This is a genomic window from Acidiphilium sp. MT5, assembly GCF_054767495.1.
Map to the genome: position 1 here is coordinate 97450 of NZ_BAABMR010000012.1, position 21559 is coordinate 119008.

General features: G+C 64.5%; 21 protein-coding genes. 14 read left to right on the forward strand and 7 right to left on the reverse strand.

Features of this window, described 5'->3' with window-relative positions:
• Window positions 1–6: 6 nt before the first annotated feature.
• On the reverse strand, window positions 7–783 hold the full coding sequence (locus ACYUCQ_RS13545; protein WP_460255081.1) for an RNA methyltransferase: 777 nt from the start codon (window positions 781–783) through the stop codon (window positions 7–9).
• A 3-nt stretch (window positions 784–786) separates the two neighbouring features.
• Window positions 787–2160, reverse strand: coding sequence for a cysteine--tRNA ligase (gene cysS / locus ACYUCQ_RS13550; RefSeq protein ID WP_460255082.1), 1374 nt, complete (start codon window positions 2158–2160; stop codon window positions 787–789).
• A gap of 129 nt (window positions 2161–2289) precedes the next feature.
• Here cysS and ACYUCQ_RS13555 point away from each other — a divergent pair, with 129 nt between their 5' ends.
• The gene (locus ACYUCQ_RS13555; RefSeq protein ID WP_460255083.1) at window positions 2290–3582 is read left to right on the forward strand and encodes a chloride channel protein; all 1293 of its coding nucleotides are present in this window, start codon (window positions 2290–2292) and stop codon (window positions 3580–3582) included.
• Here the strand turns inward: ACYUCQ_RS13555 and ACYUCQ_RS13560 are convergent.
• Both ACYUCQ_RS13560 and ACYUCQ_RS13565 read right to left on the reverse strand, forming a co-directional pair.
• Window positions 3558–4727: an FAD-dependent oxidoreductase gene (locus ACYUCQ_RS13560; protein WP_460255084.1), complete on the reverse strand. Its 1170-nt coding sequence runs from the start codon at window positions 4725–4727 to the stop codon at window positions 3558–3560. The two genes, ACYUCQ_RS13555 and ACYUCQ_RS13560, sit on opposite strands and share 25 nt — an antisense overlap.
• Window positions 4728–4750: 23 nt before the next feature.
• Entirely contained in the window at window positions 4751–5176 is a 426-nt protein-coding gene (locus ACYUCQ_RS13565) for a hypothetical protein (protein ID WP_460255085.1), read from the reverse strand.
• A 203-nt stretch (window positions 5177–5379) separates the two neighbouring features.
• Between ACYUCQ_RS13565 and ACYUCQ_RS13570 the strand changes: the two genes are divergently transcribed.
• The 11 genes from ACYUCQ_RS13570 to ACYUCQ_RS13620 are packed head-to-tail and all read left to right on the forward strand — an operon-like array spanning window position 5380 to window position 17876.
• Window positions 5380–6777 (forward strand): MFS transporter, encoded by a 1398-nt coding sequence (locus tag ACYUCQ_RS13570; RefSeq protein WP_460255086.1) that lies wholly within the window; start codon window positions 5380–5382, stop codon window positions 6775–6777.
• Complete coding sequence (locus ACYUCQ_RS13575) at window positions 6770–8560, forward strand: radical SAM protein (RefSeq protein ID WP_460255087.1); 1791 nt, start codon at window positions 6770–6772, stop codon at window positions 8558–8560. Before ACYUCQ_RS13570 ends, ACYUCQ_RS13575 begins: the two co-directional genes overlap by 8 nt.
• A complete protein-coding gene (locus tag ACYUCQ_RS13580) occupies window positions 8557–10665 on the forward strand; it encodes an FAD-dependent oxidoreductase (protein ID WP_460255088.1) in 2109 nt (702 codons plus the stop codon). The genes ACYUCQ_RS13575 and ACYUCQ_RS13580 overlap by 4 nt, the downstream gene beginning before the upstream one ends.
• Window positions 10662–11369, forward strand: coding sequence for a glycosyltransferase (locus tag ACYUCQ_RS13585; protein WP_460255089.1), 708 nt, complete (start codon window positions 10662–10664; stop codon window positions 11367–11369). The genes ACYUCQ_RS13580 and ACYUCQ_RS13585 overlap by 4 nt, the downstream gene beginning before the upstream one ends.
• The gene (locus ACYUCQ_RS13590; RefSeq protein ID WP_460255090.1) at window positions 11366–11959 is read left to right on the forward strand and encodes a TIGR04282 family arsenosugar biosynthesis glycosyltransferase; all 594 of its coding nucleotides are present in this window, start codon (window positions 11366–11368) and stop codon (window positions 11957–11959) included. The genes ACYUCQ_RS13585 and ACYUCQ_RS13590 overlap by 4 nt, the downstream gene beginning before the upstream one ends.
• A 6-nt stretch (window positions 11960–11965) precedes the next feature.
• On the forward strand, window positions 11966–13021 hold the full coding sequence (locus ACYUCQ_RS13595) for a hydrogen peroxide-inducible genes activator (protein ID WP_460255091.1): 1056 nt from the start codon (window positions 11966–11968) through the stop codon (window positions 13019–13021).
• A 32-nt stretch (window positions 13022–13053) separates the two neighbouring features.
• Window positions 13054–13722 (forward strand): lysophospholipid acyltransferase family protein, encoded by a 669-nt coding sequence (locus ACYUCQ_RS13600; protein ID WP_460255092.1) that lies wholly within the window; start codon window positions 13054–13056, stop codon window positions 13720–13722.
• Entirely contained in the window at window positions 13713–14948 is a 1236-nt protein-coding gene (locus tag ACYUCQ_RS13605; protein WP_460255093.1) for a 3-deoxy-D-manno-octulosonic acid transferase, read from the forward strand. Before ACYUCQ_RS13600 ends, ACYUCQ_RS13605 begins: the two co-directional genes overlap by 10 nt.
• A complete protein-coding gene (gene lpxK, locus ACYUCQ_RS13610) occupies window positions 14948–15898 on the forward strand; it encodes a tetraacyldisaccharide 4'-kinase (RefSeq protein ID WP_460255094.1) in 951 nt (316 codons plus the stop codon). Before ACYUCQ_RS13605 ends, lpxK begins: the two co-directional genes overlap by 1 nt.
• Window positions 15895–16812, forward strand: a complete 918-nt coding sequence (locus ACYUCQ_RS13615) for an LpxL/LpxP family acyltransferase (RefSeq protein ID WP_460255095.1) — start codon at window positions 15895–15897, stop codon at window positions 16810–16812. The genes lpxK and ACYUCQ_RS13615 overlap by 4 nt, the downstream gene beginning before the upstream one ends.
• Entirely contained in the window at window positions 16809–17876 is a 1068-nt protein-coding gene (locus tag ACYUCQ_RS13620) for a tartrate dehydrogenase (protein WP_460255096.1), read from the forward strand. The genes ACYUCQ_RS13615 and ACYUCQ_RS13620 overlap by 4 nt, the downstream gene beginning before the upstream one ends.
• Here the strand turns inward: ACYUCQ_RS13620 and ACYUCQ_RS13625 are convergent.
• The 3 genes from ACYUCQ_RS13625 to ACYUCQ_RS13635 are packed head-to-tail and all read right to left on the reverse strand — an operon-like array spanning window position 17857 to window position 19768.
• Window positions 17857–18024, reverse strand: coding sequence for a hypothetical protein (locus ACYUCQ_RS13625; protein ID WP_460255097.1), 168 nt, complete (start codon window positions 18022–18024; stop codon window positions 17857–17859). The genes ACYUCQ_RS13620 and ACYUCQ_RS13625 overlap by 20 nt on opposite strands.
• Window positions 18021–18800 (reverse strand): inositol monophosphatase family protein, encoded by a 780-nt coding sequence (locus ACYUCQ_RS13630; RefSeq protein WP_460255098.1) that lies wholly within the window; start codon window positions 18798–18800, stop codon window positions 18021–18023. Before ACYUCQ_RS13630 ends, ACYUCQ_RS13625 begins: the two co-directional genes overlap by 4 nt.
• On the reverse strand, window positions 18797–19768 hold the full coding sequence (locus ACYUCQ_RS13635; RefSeq protein WP_460255099.1) for a c-type cytochrome: 972 nt from the start codon (window positions 19766–19768) through the stop codon (window positions 18797–18799). Before ACYUCQ_RS13635 ends, ACYUCQ_RS13630 begins: the two co-directional genes overlap by 4 nt.
• Before the next feature lie 102 nt (window positions 19769–19870).
• Between ACYUCQ_RS13635 and ACYUCQ_RS13640 the strand changes: the two genes are divergently transcribed.
• Window positions 19871–20605: a 3-deoxy-manno-octulosonate cytidylyltransferase gene (locus tag ACYUCQ_RS13640; RefSeq protein ID WP_460255128.1), complete on the forward strand. Its 735-nt coding sequence runs from the start codon at window positions 19871–19873 to the stop codon at window positions 20603–20605.
• Window positions 20602–21483 (forward strand): prephenate dehydratase, encoded by an 882-nt coding sequence (locus tag ACYUCQ_RS13645; protein WP_460255100.1) that lies wholly within the window; start codon window positions 20602–20604, stop codon window positions 21481–21483. The genes ACYUCQ_RS13640 and ACYUCQ_RS13645 overlap by 4 nt, the downstream gene beginning before the upstream one ends.
• Window positions 21484–21559: the final 76 nt, after the last annotated feature.

Sequence of the window (21559 nt, forward strand, 5' to 3'; positions counted from 1 at the left end):
TGGCCGTTATGGCGCCCGATCACGCCGCCCATGCGCCAACTCGGTGATAATCCCATGCAACGTGCGCAATTCCTGCTCGGTCACCTCGCCACGCTGAAAAAAATGCCGGATATTGCGCACCATCCCCGGTCGCTTCGGCGCGTTGCGCAAAAACCCGGACGCATCGCATTCCGCAATCAAATGGCTCAGAAAATTCTCAAGCTCGCCCTTGGTCGCAATTCGGGTCTTATGCGTCATCAACCGGCGCGGCGCCGTCTCATCCGCCGCCATCCACCATTCATGCGCCATCACCATCACCGCCTGCGCCAAATTGAGCGACATGAAATCCGGGTTCAACGCATAGCGGATCAAACTATCGGCATGGGCAATATCATCATTATCCAGCCCCGCCCGCTCCGGCCCGAACAAAATCCCCATCCGCAAGCCCCGGTCACCAATCGCGCGCAGCTCCAAAGCCGCTCCGCGCGCGGAGAGCAGTGGCTTGACAATATGGCGCGGGCGCGGGCAGGTCGCAAACACTCGGTGCAAATCGGCAACCGCCTCGGCGACATTTTCAAAAACCTGTGCCGCCTCCAAAATCCGATACGCACCGGACGCCGTGCGCATCGCCCGCTCCTGCGGCCAACCATCGCGCGGCGCCACCAGCCGCAAATGAAACAACCCGCCATTGCCCATCGCCCGCGCCACCGAGCCAATATTCTCAGCCAATTGCGGGCGCACCAAAATCACCACCGGCGATGGATCAATCGGCTTTAAATCCGCCCCCTCATCGCGCGCGGTCATCGCTCAAGCTTTCCGCACGGAAGACCCGCCCGGACCATCCTCAAGGATCAACCCCATCGCTTCGATCTCCTGGCGCAGCCGGTCCGCCTCGGCAAAATTTTTCGCCTGCCGCGCCGCAGCCCGCTGCGCAATCAGCGCATCAACCCGCCCCTGATCGATCTCGCCAACAAACCAGGCCTCCGGCTCATGATTGAAAATACCCAGCACCGCACCCGCCGCCTTCATCCCACGCGTCGCCGCACGATCACCCGCCAACGCCGCGTCGGCCAATTGATGCAGCGCCGCAATCGCCCCTGGCACATTCAAATCATCCGCCAGACACGCCAACACCCGATCCGGCAACGGCGCCGCATCCTCAACGCCCGGATGCGCCCGCAACGCCCGATAAAACCGATCAAGCTCACGCTTGGCCTCCTGCAATCCAGCATCGGTAAAATCGAGCAGACTGCGATAATGGGTCTTCAACAACAACAACCGCACCGCCTCAGCGGGCGCCTGCGCCAATACATCCGCCACCGTGCGAAAATTCCCCAGCGATTTCGACATTTTCTCGCCATTGACTTGCAACATCCCATTGTGCAGCCAATAGCGGGCAAATTCCGCCCCCGGAAACGCGCAGCATGATTGCGCCATCTCGTTCTCATGATGCGGAAACAGCAAATCGCTACCCCCGCCATGAATATCGATGGTTTCGCCTAAATGTTTATGGATCATCGCCGAGCATTCAATATGCCAACCCGGTCGCCCGCGCCCCCACGGGCTATCCCACCCCGGCAATTCAGGGTCAGACGGCTTCCACAACACAAAATCACCCGGATCGCGCTTATAAGCCGCGACATCGATCCGCGCCCCGGCCAGTAATTCATCCGGCGAACGCCCAGAAAATTTGCCGTAATTCGGATCGGTCGCCACCGCAAACAACACATGCCCCGCCGCCGCATAGGCATGACCCAGCCCGATCAAGCGCTCGATCATCGCAATAATCTCCGGGATCGTCTCGGTCGCCCGTGGCTCAATATCCGGTGGCCGCACATAAAGCGCCGCCATATCCCGATGAAACCACGCCGTGGTGCGCGCCGTCACCTCGCCAATCGCCACCCCTTCGGCCCGCGCGCGCGCGTTAATTTTATCGTCAATATCAGTAATATTCCGCGCATAGGTGACCCGTGGATAAAGCACCCGCAACAGCCGCACCAACACATCAAACACCACCACCGATCGCGCATTGCCAATATGCGCCAGATCATACACCGTCGGCCCGCACACATAGAGCGTCACATGCGCGGGATCGCGCGGCACAAACGCCCGGCGCGCACGGGTCTTGGTGTCATGCAGGTAAAGCATAGTGGGCAAGTAAAGCTCAGTGGGCACCATCATATCCTTAATCATACCGTCGCGCATTGAAGCCGCCAGCGCCACCCTGTCAACTCAGCGCCGACGCCGCTATAGAGGCCGCGCAAGAACAGTCACAGGGCGCACGCCACCGCGATGGGAGCGATCATCGGCATGACGATATTGAAGCGAAACATCATTTTCATCCTCGCCGCCATCATCACCGGGCTGATCTCAATCCTGTTCGGCATCGGCGTGGTGCGCGCCAGCGCCCTGTTCGCCCATCTCACCACCGGCCATGAAATGCTGACCTTCGTCCTCTGCCCCGCCGGCCTCGCCCTGATCGTGCTGCTCACCCGCCGGGTATTTCCCGGCGCGCAAGGCTCCGGCATCCCGCAAGCCATGGCCGGGCTGAACATGCAGGATCACAATAACGTCGATCAGGTGTTGTCACTCCGCATCGCCATCGGCAAATTCCTGCTCACCTTGATGGGCTTTGCCGTCGGCGCCTCGATTGGCAAAGAAGGCCCCACCGTGCAAATCGGCTGCGCGGTGATGAATCTCTGCGGGCGCATCGGCATGGAACGCACCCATGCCCTCCAGCGCCTGCTGATCCTCGCGGGCGGTGCCGCTGGCATCACCTGCGCCTTCAACGCACCGGTCGCGGGCGTGGTGTTCGCCATCGAAGAAATGGCGCGCAGCTTCGATGATCGGCAAGTGCGCTCAATCATTTTCGCCGCCTGCGCCAGCGGCGTCACGCTCCTGCTGGTGCTCGGCTACCATCCTTATTTCGGCACCTCCCCCGCGCAATTGCCCCTCAGCCCGATCTGGCTGCTGGTGCCCATCTGCGCCGTGCTTGGCGGCCTCGCTGGCGGCCTGTTCGCGCGTATCCTGATCGCCCCGGCGCGGGTGATGCCCCGCCTGATCAACCAGCTCGCGCAAAATCAGCCGGTCGCCTTCGCTGGCTTGTGCGGCCTTGGCCTCGCGATCCTCGGATTTCTGTCCCACGGCCAGATTTTCGATGCCAGCTATAGCGAAGCCCGCGCCGCCCTCACCTCCGGCACCCTACCGCCGCTTGATTTCGCGCCCCTGAAATTCATGGCCACCCTGCTTTCTTACCTATCCGGGATTCCCGGCGGCATTTTCGCGCCTTCGCTGGCCATCGGCGTCGGCGAAGGCACCATGTTCTCCTATCTGGTGCCCGGCGTGCCGGTCGCCGCCTTCGCCATGATCGGCATGGCCGGCTATTTCGCCGGCGTGGTGCAAGCCCCGCTTACCGCAACCGTGATTGTCATCGAAATGACCAGCGATCCGGCCATGACCGTCCCGGTCGGCATCGCCGCCATTCTCGGCACGCTCTCCTCGCGTCTGATCTGCAAACAGCCAGTCTATCACGCGATGGCACAGCAATTCCTGCGGGTGATCGAACCCAAACCCCGCCCTCAATCCGCCGCGGATGGCATCTGATAGCGGCGCATAAAACGCCGGTCGATCCAATCTTTCCAGCGCCATACCAAACGCCCGCCTACAACCCAGCGCCCCCGATTCGCCACGGCATAACGATCACCGGTGCTCAGCAGCGCCAACGCCTCGCGCTGCGCCTGATGATAAATCAGCTTGCCGCCGATAAAACTGCGCCGCAAATTCTCCGCCAAAGGCGGTCCCTGCCGCACGGCAAACACCCCCGCCTTCGGGCGCGGCGCGCCGATCACGCTGGCAACATCACCGGCGGCAAAAATCGCCGGATGCGAGAGCGATTGCAGCGCCAAATTAACCGCAATAAACCCGCGCTGATCAAGCGTAATCCCCGCCTCGCGCAGCCAAGCCGGTGCCTGCGCCTCAGTCACGAACAACATCTCATCCGCCGGAAAATCGCGCCCATCGGCACAGCGCAGCAAACCTGGCTCGGCACCGCTGATCACCGCGTTACAATGCAGCTCAATCGCCCGCTCGCGCAAAATCCGCTCAAACCGCACTTGCATGGCCGGCGGATAGCCCGCCAACACCCGATCAGACCGGCCAAACAGCGCATAGGTCACCTGCGCCGGATCGCGCCCCTGCGCCGCGAGCAACTGGCTCAGCCGGTATTGCACCGCGAGCACCATCTCCACGCCACCGGCCCCAGCGCCAATCACCGCAATCCGCAACTTCCCGCTGGCCGCCAGCACACGCGGCACCAACCGGTCCCAATAGGCCAAAAATCCGTTGATCGGCTTCACCGGCACACCCACCGCCTCAGCCCCCGGCACCGCGTTCAAATTCGGCGATGATCCGATATTGATCGACAAAATATCATAAGAAATCGGCGGCCCGTCCGCACAGCGCACCAGCCGCTGCTCCGGATCAAGCCCCACCGCCCGATCCTGGATCAATGTCGCGCCGGCGAAATCGCAGAGCGGTTTCAAATCAATATGCGCATCTTCAAAACTATAATGCCCGGCGACAACACCGGGCAGCATCCCCGAATAGGGCGTGAACCGATCGCGCCCAAGCACCGTCACCCGCACCGCCTCCAGCCGCGCGAGCCCCAACCGGCGCAGCACCTCGACATGGCTATGTCCGCCGCCAATCAGCACCAAATGGTTACGCGCCGCAATGTCCCGGTTCATCATCGCCACTCAAGCTTGATCAGCGCTCAAATCACCGCACGCCGCCGGGACACCGCCTGCAACAGCAGTGGCAAAATAATCCCAACCCCCAGCCCCCAACTGCCATTAATCAGCAATGAGCGTTCCCACACCCCCAATGGCGGCAAGCCGCTCGGCGCATGGCCCTTCAACGTCGGCACCACAAACATGCCCACCAGCGCAGCCGCAACGCCCAGCGCCAGCCCAAGCACCCATAACGGCGATCGCCCGGTCACCGAGGATAAAATCAGCCCAAAACCCGCGCCCCAAACCCCGCCCCAAAAACATAAATCAACCAGCAGCGGCACCCCCAACGGCGGCACTTTGGTCAATTGATATGCCGGCGGCATCATCCCCGCCCCATGCAGCACCGCCCACATTCCCTGGTGAAATGTCAGCACCGACAAAACCGCAGCAACAAAACCCAGCATCATTCGGATCATGGCGTTTGGCACAAGGCACCCCTATCAATATTAACCTCATGCCAATAACGGTATTTCCAGGCCGAACGCAAACCAACCCAGACCCCTCATCGATCACAGGCTGCAATTCTTCGGTCGATCCCGATGTAACCAAATTACGCGCTTTGACGTAATACCAACACACGCTCCTTTTCCCCTGACCGATGAGAGATCGAATGGCCCTGCCGCATGAAACCGCCCGCGCCGATCACGCCATGCTCGATATCCTGTCCAATCTGCGCTGGAATCGGTTTCACACCGCCATCGTCCTGCTGTTCGGCCTCGGCTGGGCGCTCGATGCGTTCGAAGTCACGCTGATCGGCAATGTGCTCGGCGCGCTGCGCCACCATTTTCACCTCGGCAGCAACGCCATGTCCTTCATTCTCGCTGCCTGGTTCGCCGGCCTGATGATCGGCGCTTCCGGCTTTGGCATCCTTGCTGACCGCTATGGTCGGCGGCGCGTGTTCCTGGCCAGCTTGGTGCTCTATGGCCTCGCCACCCTCGCCACCGCCTTCGCCCCCAATCTCGCCTCCTTGCTGATCCTGCGCCTGATCGCGGGCATCGGCGTCGGCGCTGAATATTCCGCGATCAACGCCGCCATCGCCGAATTGGTGCCCAGCCGGTCGCGTGGTCGCGCCTCGGCCATCGTGCTGAATTTCTGGCCCATCGGCAGCTTCGTCGCCGCCCTGCTCGCCTGGCTCGCCCTCGCGGCTCTGCCCGCCGATATCGGCTGGCGCGTGGTGTTTGGCTTGGGCGGCCTGATCGCCCTCTCCGCCGCCTGGTTCCGCCGTCATCTGCCCGAAAGCCCGCGCTGGCTGCTCGATGCCGGGCGGCCCGATGACGCGCGGGTGATCATCGCCAGCATCGAAGCGGGCCTGACCAATATCCGCCCACCCGCCGCCACCCCGATCAGCCATCGCGTGCGCCGCGAAGCCAACAGCCTGATCCGCCTCATCCGCCTCTATCCCGGTCGCCTCGCCCTCGGCGCCGCGCTCGATTTCGCCGAAGCCTCCGGCTATTACGGGTTGTTCGCCTTTCTCCCGATCGTGGTGCTCCCCGCCTTGCATCTACCGCCCGCCCGCCTGCCAATCTTTTATCTCGCCGGCAGCGTCGGCGCCCTCATCGGCGGACTCGCCGCCGCCTTCCTGCTTGAGCGTCTTGGCCGCAGCTGGACCGTCGGGCTATTCTATCTCGCCACCGCCCTCAGCCTGGTCGGCTTCGCCGCCTCCGTCCATCTCGGCGCGGGCGCGATCATGCTCGGCTTCGCCGGTGTGAACATGCTCGCCACCGGCAGTTGGATCGCGGCCTACCCCACCTTCTCCGAACTGTTCCCCACCGCCCTGCGCGCCACCGGCATCGGCGCCTCGGTCGCCATCGGGCGCATCGGCGCGGCCTTGTCGCCGTTCCTGGTCGGTTATGTCGGCGCGCGCAGCATGCCGGCGGCTTTGCTTATGCTCGCTGGCTTCTGGGCCATGGGCGCGCTCGCCATCCTGATCTGGCGCCGCCAAGGCGGGGTCGAAGCGCGCGGCCTCTCGCTCGAACAACTCAGCCCGGAGCCGCTCGCCCATGTTTGATGCGCCGCTCAAGGCTCCCACCGCCGCCGCCCCGACGCTGCTGCTCGCCGATGGCCCGATGCTGATTTTCGGCGGCAATTACAGCAATCTCCAAGCCACCATGGCCCTGTTCGACGCCGCCAACCGCCACGGCATCCCGCCCGAGCGCATGGTCTGCACCGGTGACATCATCGCCTATGGCGCGGACCCGCAAGCCTGTATCGATCTGATCCGCACCCACAACATCGCCACCGTCATGGGCAATTGCGAAGAACAACTGGCCGCCGATGCGCTCGATTGCGGCTGCGGTTTCACCCCCGGCTCGGCCTGCGATATGCTGGCGGCAAGCTGGTTCAGCCATGCGCGCCGCCATCTCGATGATGATGCCAAAAACTGGATGCAAACCCTGCCGCGCCGGATCGACCTTCTGATCGGCGATCACCGCCTCGCCATCGTGCATGGCGCGCCCAGCCAAATTAATCGTTTCATCTTCGCCTCGGACCCCGATGCGCTGTTCGCCCCCGAAATCGCTGCCACCCTCTGCGACGGCGTCATCGCCGGCCATTGCGGCCTCGGCTTCACCCGCTTCATCGGCACCCAAATCTGGCATAATGCCGGCGCCATCGGCCTCCCCGCGAATGACGGCACGCCCCGTGGCTGGTATTCCGTGCTCACCCCGCAACCCAACGGTTTTCGCCTCACCACCCACCCGCTCAGCTACGATCATCACGCCGCCGCCGCCGCCATCCGCCGCGCCGGGCTGCCCCATGATTACGCCGACGCGATCGAGACCGGCATCTGGCCCAATCTCGATATTCTGCCCCTGCCCGAACGCGCCGCCACCGCGCAGCCGCAAACCCCGCAGACCATCCACCTGCCCGCCTCGATTCCGGTCCCGATCCCAGCATCGCCAACAGTCCCCATCGCCCAAATCCCGCTCGATCAGCTCGAAACGCTCTGGTTCAACACCGGCACCCTCTGTAATCTCGCCTGCGCCGGCTGCTACATCGAAAGCAGTCCGCGCAATGATCGCCTCGCTTATCTCTCGCACGCCGAATTCACCCGGATCATCGATGAAGCCCGCGCCACCCAACCCGCTTTGCGCGAAATCGGCTTCACCGGCGGTGAACCCTTCATGAACCCCGCAATCATCGAAATGCTCAGCGACGCCCTCGCCCATGGCTATCGCAGCTTGGTGCTCACCAACGCCATGCGCCCGCTCCAGCGCCATTTCCCCGCGCTGCAATGCCTGCGCGAAGCCCATGGTTCCCAATTGGCACTCCGCGTCTCGCTCGATCATTACACCCAAACCGGCCACGAAACCCTGCGCGGCGCCCAAGCCTGGGGCCCGGCGCTCGCGGGCCTCAACACCCTGTTCAACGCCGGTTTTTCACCCTCAATCGCCGCCCGATTTGACCCCACGCAAGAGAGCGAAGCCGCCACCCGCGCTGGCTTCGCTGATTTATTCGCCGCGCAAAACTGGCCGATCAGCGCCGATGATCCCACCCATCTCGTGCTGTTCCCCGAAATGAGCACGCCCAACCCGGTCCAAGGCGTGAGCGCCGCCGCCTGGGCCGCCCTCGCCCCGCGCGGGGCCGATGCCATGTGCCGCACATCGCGCATGGTGGTCCAGCGCAAAGGTGCGGCCCAAGCCAGCCTCGTCGCCTGCACCTTGTTACCTTACGCACCGCGTTTCGAGCTCGGCACCACCCTCGCCGCCGCCGCCCGCCCGGTCACGCTCGATCATCCCCATTGCGCCCGCTTTTGCGTCTTCGGCGCGTCTTCCTGCATGAACGCCCGATGAGCAGCACCACCCAACCCCGATCCACCCTGACCCGGCCCCTGCTGTTCGGCCTGTTGGTCATCCTGATCATCGCCATCGCCACCCAGCTCGGCAGCCACACCCTCACGCTCGCCAATCTACAACATCACGCCACCACCCTGCGCACCATCATCGCTGATCACCCGATCATCAGCGCTGCCGCCTATTTCGCGCTCTACATCGCCGCCACCGCCCTCTCGATCCCCGGCGCCATCATCCTCACCCTCGGCGCTGGCGCGCTGTTTGGCGTCATCGAAGGCAGCATCCTGGTCTCCTTCGCCTCCTCCATCGGCGCGAGCCTTGCTTTTCTCACCGCGCGATTCTTGCTCCGCGACGGCGCGCTCGCCCGCTTCCCCGGCCTGTTTGCCCGCATCGATCAAGGCATCGCCCGCGATGGCGCGCTCTACCTGATTTCGCTCCGCCTCGCCCCGGTGGTCCCGTTCGTTGCGGTCAATCTCCTCGCCGGCCTCACCCAATTGCCGCTTCGCCGCTTCTATCTCGCGAGCCAAATCGGCATGCTCCCCGCCACCCTGATCTATGTCAACGCCGGAGCCAGCCTCACCACGCTCGGCCAGCACGGGGCGATCCTCACCCCGCGTTTGATCATCGGCCTGCTGCTCCTCGCTGCCCTGCCCATCGCCGCCCCGTTCCTGCGCAACCAGCTCGCCGCCCGTCGCGCTTATGCCGGCTTCACCCGTCCGAAGCGCTTTGATCGCAATCTGGTGGTCATCGGCGCAGGCGCTGGCGGTTTGGTGAGTGCTTATGTCGCCAGCGCCGTGCGCGCCAAAGTCACCCTGATCGAGGCCGCACGGATGGGCGGTGATTGCCTGAATTCCGGCTGCGTCCCCTCCAAAGCCTTGCTCCACGCCGCCCGCCACGGCGCTGATTTTGCCGCCGCCCGCGCCGCCGTTCACGCCGCCATCACCGGGATCGCCCCGCACGACTCCATCGCGCGCTATCAATCACTCGGCGTCGATGTGCGCAGCGGCCACGCCACCATCACCAGCCCTTGGAGCGTCACCATCAACGGCGAAACCCTCACCACGCGCGCCATCATCATCGCCGCCGGTGCCGAGCCGTTCGTGCCACCCCTGCCCGGCCTCGCCGACTGCCCGTTCGCCACCTCCGAAACCCTCTGGGACATCGAGACCCTACCCGCCCGTCTCGTCATCCTCGGCGGCGGCCCGATCGGCTGCGAAATGGCCCAAGCCTTTGCCCGGCTGGGCAGCCAAGTCACCCTGGTCGAAATGGCCGACCGGCTGATGGTCCGCGAAGATGACGCCGTCTCCGCCGCCATGGTCACGCTCCTGGCGCGTGACGGCGTCACCATCCGCACCGGCCACCGCGCCGTCGCCGTCGATCACCAGGAAAGCACCTACAGCCTGCGCGCCGATCACGCCGGCACAAGCCTCGACATTCCCTTTGATCGCATCCTGGTCGCCATCGGTCGCAAACCACGCGTCACCGGCTACGGGCTGGAACAATTAGGCGTGCCGCTCGGCAAAACCGGCATCATCGAAACCGGCGAGGCCCTGCAAACACGCTTCCCCAACATCTATGCTTGCGGCGATGTCTCCGGCCCCTACCAACTCACCCATATGGCCGGCTATCAAGGCGGCCTCGCCGCCCTCAACGCCCTGCTCGCGCCGTTCTGGCGCTTCAAGCCGCGCTATCACGCCGTTCCCGCCGTCACCTATACCAGCCCCGAAATCGCCCGCGTCGGCCTTAATGAGCGCGAAGCCAAAGCCCGCGCCATCGCCTTTGAGACCACCCATTATAATTTTTCCGAGCTGGACCGTTCCATCGCCGAAGCCGACATTGAAGGCTTCATCACCGTGCTCACCCGCCCCGGCTCCGACCAAATCCTCGGCGCCACCATCGTCGGCACCCAAGCCGGCGAAATCCTCACCGGCTTCACCCTCGCCATGCAACACAAGCTCGGCTTAAAAAAACTAATGAGCGCCATCTACCCCTACCCCACCCGCAGCGAAGCAATCCGCGCGGTCGCCGGCCAATGGCGCCAAAATCACACCTCTGCCCGCAGCCTAGCATTCCTCGAATTTTTTCTCCGCTGGCGGCGTGGATGAACCCGGCCAGCCGCTGTGAAGCGCCCCTCAGCGTCATCATCCCCACCCTGAACGAAGCAGCGCACCTGCCCGCCTTGCTCGCCAGCCTTACCTCTGCCAACCCCACTACTGCCTGCACGATCATCATCAGCGATGGCGGCAGCACCGACGCCACAAGGCAAATCGCCCAACAAGCAGGCGCGCATCTGATCGATGGCCCGCCCGGACGCGGCGGCCAATTCCAGCGCGGCATCGCCCTCGCCCAAAGCATCAACCCCGAAAGCTGGTTGTGGCTGCTCCACGCCGATAGCGCGCTCCCGCCCAACTGGCCCGACGCTGTTCGCGCCGCCTACACCCACCCCAACCGTGCTTATTATGGCAGGCTGCGCTTTGACAGTGCCGATCCCCGCGCCCGCCTGCTGGAGCTCGGCGTGCGCCTCCGCTGCGCCCTGTTTGCCCTGCCTTATGGCGATCAATCGCTGCTGATCCATCCCGCCTTGCTCACCGCCATCGGCGGCATGCCCGGCTTACCGCTGATGGAAGATGTCGCCCTCGCCCAAAGCCTCGGTCGCCGCCGCCTCGCCCCGCTTGATCTGTGCATCACCACCGATCCCAGCGCCTATCTCCGCGATGGCTGGCTGCGCCGTGCGGCGCAAAACCTCACCCGCCTGCTGCGCTTTCTGCGCACGCCACACACCCCGCTCGCCGCCGATTATCGCCGATGAGCCGCCCGGTCGTAATCATTTTCACCCGCATCCCCCGCCTTGGTGTCGGCAAGCGCCGCCTCGCCCGCCAAATCGGTGACCGCGCCGCGCTCAATTTGTCACGCACCCTGCTGAAAAAACTTTTGCGCCGCCTGCGACCCTTGCGCGGCGTCACCCGCATCATCGCCGCAACCCCCGATCATCATGCCAAATTTCACGCGCCGGGCTGGACCCGCCTGCCCCAAGGCCGAGGCGATCTCGGCGCCCGAATGCAGCGCGCCATCGCCCGGTTTCCACGCCGCCCGGTCGTGCTGATCGGCAGTGACATCCCCGGCATCACCGAAGCCGATCTGCGCACCGCCCTGCATGTCCTGCGCGGCCATCACGCCGTATTCGGCCCCGCCGCCGATGGCGGCTATTGGCTGATCGGCCAATCCGCCCGCCGCCCGGCAACCCCCTTCGCCAATACACGCTGGTCCAGCGCCCACGCGCTCGCGGACACCACCAGCAATTTCCCCCGCCGCCGGATCAAATTGCTGCGCCCCCTCGCCGATATTGACGACGCCCCGCCGCAAACCGGCCTTTTGCGCCGCCGATATTCGCTCCTATAAATCACCATGCCGCCCAACGCGCCGCCAATCCCCCCATCAGAATCCTCAACTGCCGGAGCGCCCACCACCGATCATCCCCGCTCGCTGGTCGGCCTTTCGCTCCGCGATCTCGAATACGCCCAAGCCGTCGCCGCCTTGCGCCATTTTGGCCGCGCCGCCGAACGCTGCGGCGTCTCCCAACCCGCTTTGTCCGAACAAATCCGCAAGCTCGAAGCGATTCTCGGCACCCCGCTCTTCGAACGCACCAAGCGCCGCGTCGCCCCTACCCAAACCGGCACCGCCCTACTCGTCCAAATCGAACGGGTGATGCTCGAAGCCCGCCATCTGCTCACCTTGTCGCACGGCCCGCATGACGGGGTCTCCGGCGAAATCGCCCTCGGCGCCATTGAAACGCTCGGCCCCTATTACCTGCCCTTCCTGCTCCGCCTGCTGCGCCAGGAACGCCCGGATGTGTCGCTCCGCCTCACCGAAGGCCGCACCGCCCGCCTGATCGATCGCCTGCTCGATGGCTCGCTCGATCTCCTGCTCCTCGCCTTGCCCGTGCCGCGCCCCGGCCTGATCGCCGCACCGTTATTTTTCGAGCGCTTCCTGCTCGCCACCCCACCCGGTCACGCGCTCGCCACCCTGCCGATCCTGTCGCTCGATTCGCTGCCCGCCGATGATTTATTGCTCCTCGAAGACGGCCATTGCCTGCGCGATCAAGCGTTAAGCCTGTGCGATGCCAAACCCGTCACCCGCCACGCCACCAGCCTGGAAACCCTCTGGCAAATGATCGCCGCCGGCGAAGGCTATTCGCTGCTGCCCGCCCTCGCCGTCACCGCACGCCCCGAATTGCAAGACCTGGTCTGCTGCCGCAAGCTGAATGATGAAGCCGCGGGCCGCGAAATCGGCCTCGTCTGGCGCCGTTCAGACCCGCGCACCCCCAGCTTTCGCACCCTCGCCACTCTGCTCGCCGCACAACGCCCGCCCGCGACCGATAATGCCGCCGCCATTGATCGCGCAGCGCCCGATCCCGCCTCAGCCCACCAAGCGCCCCCAAGTCGGCGCCGCTCGGGAGGATGACGGCGCGGAGCACAAATGCTACCGCCGAAGCCATGCGCGATTCGCTTTTTCACTCAGACCGGCTTCGCCAAATCGCCGCCGATGGGGCGGGGCTTTACGTGCAAAGCGCCATCGCCACCACGCGCTGGCGGATCGAGGCGGATTCGCTCCTGCACGCGCTGCGCGCCCGCCCGCCTTGCATCGTCGCCTTCTGGCATGAATGCCTGCCCAGCATGCCCGCACTCTGGCGTTTTGCGGCGCGCGATCCCGCCTTGCCCATCGGCCATGTTCTCGCCAGCCGCCATCGCGATGGCCAATTGATCGGTCGCGCCATGCGCCGCTTCGGCATCGAAACCGTCCCCGGCTCCACCTCACGCGGCGGCGCGTCTGGCCTGCGCCAATTGCTCAAACTGCTCGCCACCGGCCACCCGATCGGCCTCACCCCGGATGGCCCGCGCGGCCCGCGCCACCGCGCCGCCCCCGGCGTCGCCCAACTCGCCGCCCGCGCCGGCGTGCCGATTTTCTGCGCCGCCGCCATCACCCGCGCCGCCATCACCACCGGCGGCTGGGATCGGATGCGAATACCGCTTCCCTTCAGCCGTGGCGCTTTGGTCGCCCTGCCCCCGCTCACCATCGGTCGCGATGACTGGCAGACCGCTCTGCCGCTGATCGAGAATGGACTGAACACCGCGCTGGAGCGCGCCTGGGCCCTATGCCGCTAAGCCTCACCACCTATCGCCTCGCAACCGGACTGATCGCGCCGCTGCTGCCCCGCTACCTCGCCCGCCGCGCCGCGCGCGGCAAAGAACAAGCGGATCGCCTGGCCGAGCGGTTTGGCCACGCCTCCATCGCCCGCCCCGCCGACAAACTCATCTGGGTTCACGCCGCCAGCATGGGCGAAACCATGTCGAGCCTGATTTTGGTCAATCTTCTGGCCCAGCGCTCGAAAATCTCGGTGCTGCTCACCACCGGCACCCTCACCTCGGCGCGCCTCGCCGCCGCCCGCGCCCATGCGCTGCATCAATTCGTCCCGCTCGACACCCAAGCCGCCAGCAATCGCTTTCTCGATCATTGGCAGCCAGATTTGGCCATTTTCATCGAGTCGGAAATCTGGCCCAACCTGCTCACCGCACTTGATGCCCGCGCCATCCCGCGCATCTTGCTCAATGCCCGGCTCTCGCCGCGCAGCGCCCGGCGCTGGGCGCGCGCCCCCGCCGCGGCCCGCGCCCTGTTCGGCGGCTTCGCCTGGATCGCCGCACAATCCGCCCAAGACGCCGCCGCCCTGCAGCGTCTTGGCATGCGCGATGTGCTGTGCTGGGGCAATCTGAAATTCTCCGCCCCACCCTTGCCCGATCACCCCAAAGCCCGCGCCAGCCTTGCCACCTTGTCCAATCGCTGGTTTCTCGCCGCCTCCACCCATGAGGGCGAGGACGCGATCATTCTGGCAACCCACCGCGCTTTGCTCGCTGATTACCCCGACCTGATCACCGTGATCGCCCCGCGCCATCCCGAACGCGCGCGCGCCATCATCCCCCTCGCCGGATCGCTCCCGGTCGCTTGCCGCTCGCAGGCGCAAACCCCCAAACCAGGCGGCATTTACCTCGCCGACACGTTGGGCGAGCTTGGCCTGTTCTACCGGCTCTGCCCGATCGCCCTGATCGGCGGCTCGCTGATCCCGATTGGCGGCCATAACATGATCGAAGCCGCCCAGCTCGGCTGCGCCATCCTCACCGGCCCTTATGTCGAAAATTTCACCGAAATCGCCGATCATTTACGCGCCGCCCACGCTTTGCTCGATGTCACGCCAGCAACCCTCACCCCGATTCTGGCCGATCTGCTCGCCCACCCGGATCGTGTCCGCACCCTCGGTGCCGCCAGCGAAGCCGCCTGCGCCCAAGGTGCCGAACTGCCCTGGCGCCTCGCCAGCCGGATCGAGGCGATGCTCTGATGCGCGCCCCGCAATTCTGGCGCCATGATGGCCTGCTGCCGCGCCTGCTCAGCCCCCTCGCAAGCCTCACCACCCGCCTCACCGCCCGCCGCATCGCGCAAACCGGCATGATCAGCCCGATCCCGGTCATTTGCGTGGGCAATGCCACCGTCGGCGGAAGCGGCAAAACCATGCTGGTGCGCACCCTGCTCGCGCGCTACCAGGCGCGCGCAATTCCCGCCTTCGCCCTCACCCGGGGCTATGGCGGTCGCCTCGCCGGCCCGATCGCGGTCGATCTCACCCGCCATCGCGCCGCTGATGTCGGCGATGAACCCCTCCTCCTCGCCGCAACCGCGCCCACCATCGTGGCACGGGATCGCGCTGCCGGCGCCCGCCTCGCCATCGCGAGCGGCGCCGCCCGGCTGATCATGGATGACGGGCTGCAAAACCCCACTTTGCAAAAAACCCTGTCGCTGTTGGTGATCGATGGCGGGTTCGGCTTTGGCAATGGCCGCGTCCTCCCCGCTGGCCCGCTGCGCGAACCCATCACAGCAGCCGCCGCCCGCTGCGCCTGCGCCGTGCTGATCGGTGCGGATACCAGCCACGCTGGCACAGCCCTCCCCGCCAGCCTGCCCGTGCTCACCGCCCATATCGCGCCAATCAGCCCGGTGCCGCTCGAAAATCTGCGCGTCGTCGCCTTTGCGGGCATTGGCCGCCCGGAAAAATTCTTCGAATCCCTGCGTGGCTGCGGTGCCATCCTGATGGCCAGCGTGGCGCTGCCCGATCATCACCGCTATACAAACGCCGATTGCGCCCATCTGGCCGGCCTCGCCGCTCGGCACCAAGCAATCCTGGTGACCACCGAAAAGGATCAGGTGAAATTGTCCGACCCGTTCCGCCAAGCCTGCATCGTGGTGAAAGCCGAGCTGATCTTTGACGCACCCGATCAACTCGACGCTCTACTCCCATGAATTTTCAACAAAAACTCGAATTATTCAGCGCCCGTTTCGCCCTCGCTATGTTCTCCCATCTCAGCCCTGCGCGGGCCAGCGCCCTCGGTGGTGCGATCACCCGGACCATCGGCCCGCTCTTGCCGGTCTCGCGCGTCGCTGATCGGAATTTGCAAGCCGCGATGCCCGAATGCGACGCACCAAGCCGCCGCGCCATCATCCGCGCGGTCTGGGATAATCTGGGCCGCACCATCGGCGAACTCCCCCATCTCGCAACGCTCGATTTTACCAGCACCGGCCCCGGCTTCGAACTGGTCGGCGCCGACCATCTCAAAGCGCTGGGCGCTGGCCCCGCGATCTTTTTCTCCGCCCATTTCGGCAATTGGGAAGCCTTTCCGCCCATCGCCGCCCGCGCGGGCATCCTCGCCTCCTCGGTCTATCGCGCTGCGGCCAATCCGGGCGTCGATGCGCTGATCCTATCGCTGCGCCGTGCCGGCGTGCGCGCCGACATCCCGATGTTCCCGAAAGGGGCGAGCGGTGCGCGCGCCGCCTACGCCCATCTCGCACGCGGTGGCCGTCTCGGCATGGTGGTCGATCAAAAACTCAATGACGGCATCGAAGCCCGGCTGTTCGGCCTACCCGCCATGACCGCCCCCGCTGCCGCCGCCTTTGCCCTGAAATTCCGCTGCCCACTGATCCCGGGTCGCGTTGATCGCATCGGCCCGGCCCGGCTGCGCCTGACCATCGAGCCACCGCTCGATCTCCCCACCGAAGGTGACCGCCAAGCCAACATTGCTACCCTCACCCAAGCGATCAATGATCGGCTCGAAGCCTGGATCCGCCAATCCCCCGGCGCCTGGCTCTGGCTGCATCGCCGCTGGCCCCGCGAGGTTATTGCCGACCCCACCGCCTTCCAAATAGGAGCGAAAAAATGAGCAAAACCTACCGCATCGCCGTCATTGAAGGCGATGGCATCGGGCGCGAAGTCATCCCCACCGCCATCACCGTGCTCGATCAGGTCGCCGCCGCGAGCGGCTTTGCGCTCCGCTACCAGCATTTCGATTGGAGCTGCGAAACCTTCAAAGCCACCGGCAAAATGATGCCCGATGATGGTCTGCACCAACTCGCCGATTTCGATGCGATCTATCTCGGCGCGGTCGGCTATCCGGGCGTGCCGGATCATATTTCGCTCTGGGGCCTGCTGATCCCGATCCGCCGCAGCTTTGACCAATATGTCAATCTGCGCCCGGTGCGCCTGCTGCCCGGCGTGCCCTGCCCGCTCGCCGGCAAAAAACCCGGCGACATCGATTTCTGGGTGGTGCGCGAAAATGTCGAGGGCGAATATTCCCAGGTCGGTGGCCGCATGTTCGCTGGCACCGAGCGCGAATTTGTCGAACAAACCAGCATTTTCACCCGCTTCGGCACGGATCGCATCCTACGCTACGCCTATGACCTCGCCCGCCGCCTCAACCGGCCCCACGTCACCTCCGCCACCAAATCCAACGGTATTTTCCACACCATGCCCTTCTGGGATGAGCGCGTCGCCGCAATCAGCGCCGATTATCCCGAGATCCGCACCGATCAATACCATATCGACATTCTCGCCGCCCGCTTCGTGATGACCCCCGAACGGTTCGACGTGGTGGTCGGCTCCAACCTATTTGGCGATATTCTCTCGGATCTCGGCCCCGGCGTCACCGGCACCATCGCCGTCGCCCCCTCCGCCAATCTCAACCCGGAGCGCCAATTCCCCTCAATGTTCGAACCCGTCCACGGCTCCGCCCCGGACATTGCGGGCCAAAACATCGCCAACCCGGTCGGCACCATCTGGGCCGGCGCGATGATGCTCGATCATCTGGGCGAAACCGAAGCCGCAGCACGGATCATGCACGCCATCGAGACCGCACTGGGCAATCCAGCCACTCCAAAAACCCCGGATCTCGGCGGCACCGCCACCACCGCCGACCTCACGGCGGCAATCAGGGCGTGTTGTCGCTGAGCGCCTTGCGGAAACTATAGGCGGTGATGGCAAATCCTTCGCGAAAATAAAACCGGTGCGCCCGCGCCCGATGCACCGCCTCGCACCGCCCCAACCATTGATCAAGCGAAGCAGAGTCCAGCGTCAGATGCGCAATCTCAGCGCTCACCCCGCCAAACCGCGCACGCACGCGGCGAGCAAGGCCTGATCACCCACCGCCAACACCGTGCCATCACTCGCCATGCGCAGCGGCGCACCGGCCCAATCGGTAATCCGGCCTCCCGCCGCCTCAATCACCGGCACCAACGCCGCCCAATCCCAAGGCTTCAGCCCCGCTTCGGCAATCACATCAATATGCCCCAGCGCCAACAGCCCATAGCCATAGGCATCACCGCCATAGGTCACCCGTCGGCACGCCCCGGCCAAGCCGCGGAACCGCTGATAATGCGCGGCATCGAACATATCCGGCGTGGTGCATGACAATTCCGCCTGCGCCAGCCCCGGCAATTTCCGCCCGCCCGGCTTGCCGCCAAACGCCCCGGTAAACTGCAATTGCCCGCCATGAGCGAGCCAACGCTCCCCGGTCACGGGCTGATCGATCAAGCCGAGAATCGGCGTCTCGCCATCGAGCAGCGCAATCAGCGTGGCAAAACTCGCCCGCCCGGTAATAAACGCCCGCGTCCCATCAATCGGGTCGATCAACCATGTATAGCGCGACTGCGCCGTCCCGCCCAACTCCTCGCCGATGAAACTATGATGCGGATAATGCGCCGCCAGCACCGAGCGAATCGCCGCCTCCGCGCCCCGATCCGCAAGCGTCACCGGGCTTTGGTCATCCTTGATATCGACATCGATCGAGGCGCGAAAATACCGCCTAATCACCGCGCCAGCGGCGTCCGCTGCCGCTTCCGCAGCCGCAGCGAAGCCGATGGCGGCGAGACTCATTTCAACGTGTCCGGCTTATCCGATTGCGCATTCAAATATGCAATCACATCGGCCCGCACTTGATTATTCTTAATCCCCGGATAGCCCATCCGCGTCCCCGGCGCATCCTTCATCGGGTTATACAACCAATCATTCATCTTATGCGGCGTCCAATTGCCTGCCGCGATTTTCTTCACCGCGCCCGAGAAACTATAGCCCGGATGCGCAAACATCGGCCCCTGCAACACGCCATATAAATTCGGGCCAACACCCGCAGCCCCGCCCTTATTGATCGAATGGCAGGCCGAGCATTGTTGCTCAAAGAATGACTGACCCTTGCTAATCACCGCTGACGCATACAACGGCTTGATCGAAGGCGCACCATCACCCACCGAAGCCGCTGGCGCCGCACTCGCCACGGACGCCGTCGCGGACGGCAACGGAATTGGATTGGCCGACAGCGTGCGCAAATAGGCAATCACATCCGCCCGCTGCACATCATTCTTGATGCCCGGATACCCCATCCGCGTGCCCGATGCGAATGTCTGCGGATCGAGCAGCCATTCATTCATTTTTTGATAGCCCCAATTCCCCTTGGCAACTTTTTCTACCGCCGAGGAGAAATGATACCCGGCATGCGCAAACATCGGCGCGCCCATCACCCCATAGAGATTCGGTCCCACCCCGTTCGCACCGCCTTGATTGACGCTATGACAGGCCGAGCATTGCTGCTGCACAAAAGCCGCACCCTTTTTCACATCGGCCTTCAAAATCAACCCGTTAATCGAGGGAATCGCCGCCGCCGCCGCAGGGGCCGTGCTCGCTGCCGCCACCACCGGCTTTGGCGGTGCCTTGCTGGCGGTGAGGAAGTCGGCAATATGCACACCGATCCAAAGCACCAACCCCGCCGACAGCACGCCGCCCGCGATCTTGTTGAACAATAGCGGATCACGTTTGCGCCCCGCTTCTCCGTTGTGCTGCGAACTCATGCGAACCTTGTTTCCCTGCTCTATCGAGGTTTTGACCGGAAGACGTATAGCGATTTAGGAAAGTGATACAAGCGACGATACCCCAATATCAGGGAGGCTCCAATCTCAACGCCGATAATTTTGATCCCCGCCCGGCTCGGCTCAACCCGCCTGCCGAACAAGCCATTGGCCGATATTCACGGCAGCCCAATGATCGTGCATGTGCTGCGCCGCGCCCGGCAAGCCGCCCTCGGCCCGGTGGTGGTCGCCTGCGCCGAACCCGCCATCGCCGAGGCCATCACCGCTGACGGCGGCACCGCCATCCTGACCGACCCTGATCTCCCCAGCGGCTCAGACCGCATCCACGCCGCCCTCCAGCACTTCGATCCCGATAAAAAATATAATATTATCATCAATCTACAAGGCGATCTTCCCACCATCGATCCCGCCGCCTTACACGCGCTGCTCAGCGTGCTCGCCGAACCCACCTACGACATCGCCACCCTGGTCGCCCCGATCACCACCGAAGCCGAGCGCCACGCCGAGTCGGTGGTCAAAGTCGCCTGCGCCTTTTCCGAGCACAACCCCATCGCCACCGCCCTCTATTTCAGCCGCGCCGCAATCCCCTCTGGTCCCGGCCCACTCTGGCATCATATCGGCGTCTATGCCTATCGCCGCGCCGCCCTCGATCACTTCGTCGCCAGCCCGCCCAGCCCGCTCGAACAGCGCGAAAAACTCGAACAGCTCCGCGCCCTTGAACTTGGCCTGCGCATCGGTGCCGCGCGCATCGCCAAACCCCCTTTCGGCGTTGACACCCTTGACGATCTGCACCGCGCCCGCGAGGAACTAGCGCCATGACCGCAAACACCGCCTTATCTGGCCCCATCGCCTTCCAAGGCTCCCCCGGCGCCTATTCCGATCTCGCCTGCCGCACCGCCTATCCCGGCGTGCCGACCCTGCCTTGCCAAACCTTCGAAGCCGCCATCGAGGCGGTGTTGCAGGGCGAAGCCGCCCTCGCCATGCTCCCCACCGAAAACTCCCTGGTCGGGCGCGTGCCGGACATGCACGCTTTGTTGCCCCATTCCGGCCTCTCGATCATCGCCGAACATTTCCAACGGGTCGAGCATTGCCTGCTCGGCCCCAAAGGCGCGGACATCTCAGCCGTCCAGCGCGTCCACTCGCACGCCGTGGCCCTCGGCCAGGTGCGCAATTTGATCCGCGAACTCGGCGCCATCTCGGTGATCGAGGCCGACACGGCGGTCTCCGCCGAACTGGTCGCCCGCTGGAACAACCCGCAAGACGCCGCCATCGCTTCCGCCCTTGCCGCCGAGATTCACGGGCTGGAAGTCCTGCGCCCCAACGTCGAAGACGCCCCGCACAACACCACCCGCTTCTACGTGATGGCCCGCACGCCGAGGCTACCGCCGCCGGATGCCGAAAACCTGATGACCAGCTTTGTGTTTCGCGTGCGCAACGTGCCCGCCGCTCTGTTCAAAGCCCTCAGCGGCTTTGCCACCAACGGCGTCAACATGACCCGCCTAGAGAGCTACATGGTCGGCGGCCAATTCGCCGCCACCCAGTTTCTCGCCGAAATCGATGGCCACCCCGAACAGCACGCCGTCCGCCTCGCCCTCGAAGAGCTCGATTTTTTCTCGCGTGAAATCAACATCCTCGGCGTCTATCCCGCCGCACCATTCCGCATCGCCCAACGCGCAGCCCGGCTCGGTAGCGATTAATCCGGCACGCCCCGATTTTGTTATACGCCTGTTAATCAATCTCTGATAGCATTCCGGAATGATCACCTCATCACCC

Bases quoted from the DNA above. Each gene is read 5' to 3' on its own strand.
- cysS (WP_460255082.1), bottom strand. From the start codon at position 2,160: ATGATGGTGCCCACTGAGCTTTACTTGCCCACTATGCTTTACCTGCAT.
- ACYUCQ_RS13565 (WP_460255085.1), bottom strand. From the start codon at position 5,176: ATGATGCTGGGTTTTGTTGCTGCGGTTTTGTCGGTGCTGACATTTCAC.
- ACYUCQ_RS13555 (WP_460255083.1), top strand. From the start codon at position 2,290: ATGACGATATTGAAGCGAAACATCATTTTCATCCTCGCCGCCATCATC.
- ACYUCQ_RS13575 (WP_460255087.1), top strand. From the start codon at position 6,770: ATGTTTGATGCGCCGCTCAAGGCTCCCACCGCCGCCGCCCCGACGCTG.
- ACYUCQ_RS13545 (WP_460255081.1), bottom strand. From the start codon at position 783: ATGACCGCGCGCGATGAGGGGGCGGATTTAAAGCCGATTGATCCATCG.
- ACYUCQ_RS13595 (WP_460255091.1), top strand. From the start codon at position 11,966: ATGCCGCCCAACGCGCCGCCAATCCCCCCATCAGAATCCTCAACTGCC.
- ACYUCQ_RS13620 (WP_460255096.1), top strand. From the start codon at position 16,809: ATGAGCAAAACCTACCGCATCGCCGTCATTGAAGGCGATGGCATCGGG.
- ACYUCQ_RS13615 (WP_460255095.1), top strand. From the start codon at position 15,895: ATGAATTTTCAACAAAAACTCGAATTATTCAGCGCCCGTTTCGCCCTC.
- ACYUCQ_RS13645 (WP_460255100.1), top strand. From the start codon at position 20,602: ATGACCGCAAACACCGCCTTATCTGGCCCCATCGCCTTCCAAGGCTCC.
- lpxK (WP_460255094.1), top strand. From the start codon at position 14,948: ATGCGCGCCCCGCAATTCTGGCGCCATGATGGCCTGCTGCCGCGCCTG.
- ACYUCQ_RS13600 (WP_460255092.1), top strand. From the start codon at position 13,054: ATGCGCGATTCGCTTTTTCACTCAGACCGGCTTCGCCAAATCGCCGCC.
- ACYUCQ_RS13570 (WP_460255086.1), top strand. From the start codon at position 5,380: ATGGCCCTGCCGCATGAAACCGCCCGCGCCGATCACGCCATGCTCGAT.
- ACYUCQ_RS13605 (WP_460255093.1), top strand. From the start codon at position 13,713: ATGCCGCTAAGCCTCACCACCTATCGCCTCGCAACCGGACTGATCGCG.
- ACYUCQ_RS13580 (WP_460255088.1), top strand. From the start codon at position 8,557: ATGAGCAGCACCACCCAACCCCGATCCACCCTGACCCGGCCCCTGCTG.
- ACYUCQ_RS13590 (WP_460255090.1), top strand. From the start codon at position 11,366: ATGAGCCGCCCGGTCGTAATCATTTTCACCCGCATCCCCCGCCTTGGT.
- ACYUCQ_RS13585 (WP_460255089.1), top strand. From the start codon at position 10,662: ATGAACCCGGCCAGCCGCTGTGAAGCGCCCCTCAGCGTCATCATCCCC.
- ACYUCQ_RS13630 (WP_460255098.1), bottom strand. From the start codon at position 18,800: ATGAGTCTCGCCGCCATCGGCTTCGCTGCGGCTGCGGAAGCGGCAGCG.
- ACYUCQ_RS13635 (WP_460255099.1), bottom strand. From the start codon at position 19,768: ATGAGTTCGCAGCACAACGGAGAAGCGGGGCGCAAACGTGATCCGCTA.
- ACYUCQ_RS13560 (WP_460255084.1), bottom strand. From the start codon at position 4,727: ATGATGAACCGGGACATTGCGGCGCGTAACCATTTGGTGCTGATTGGC.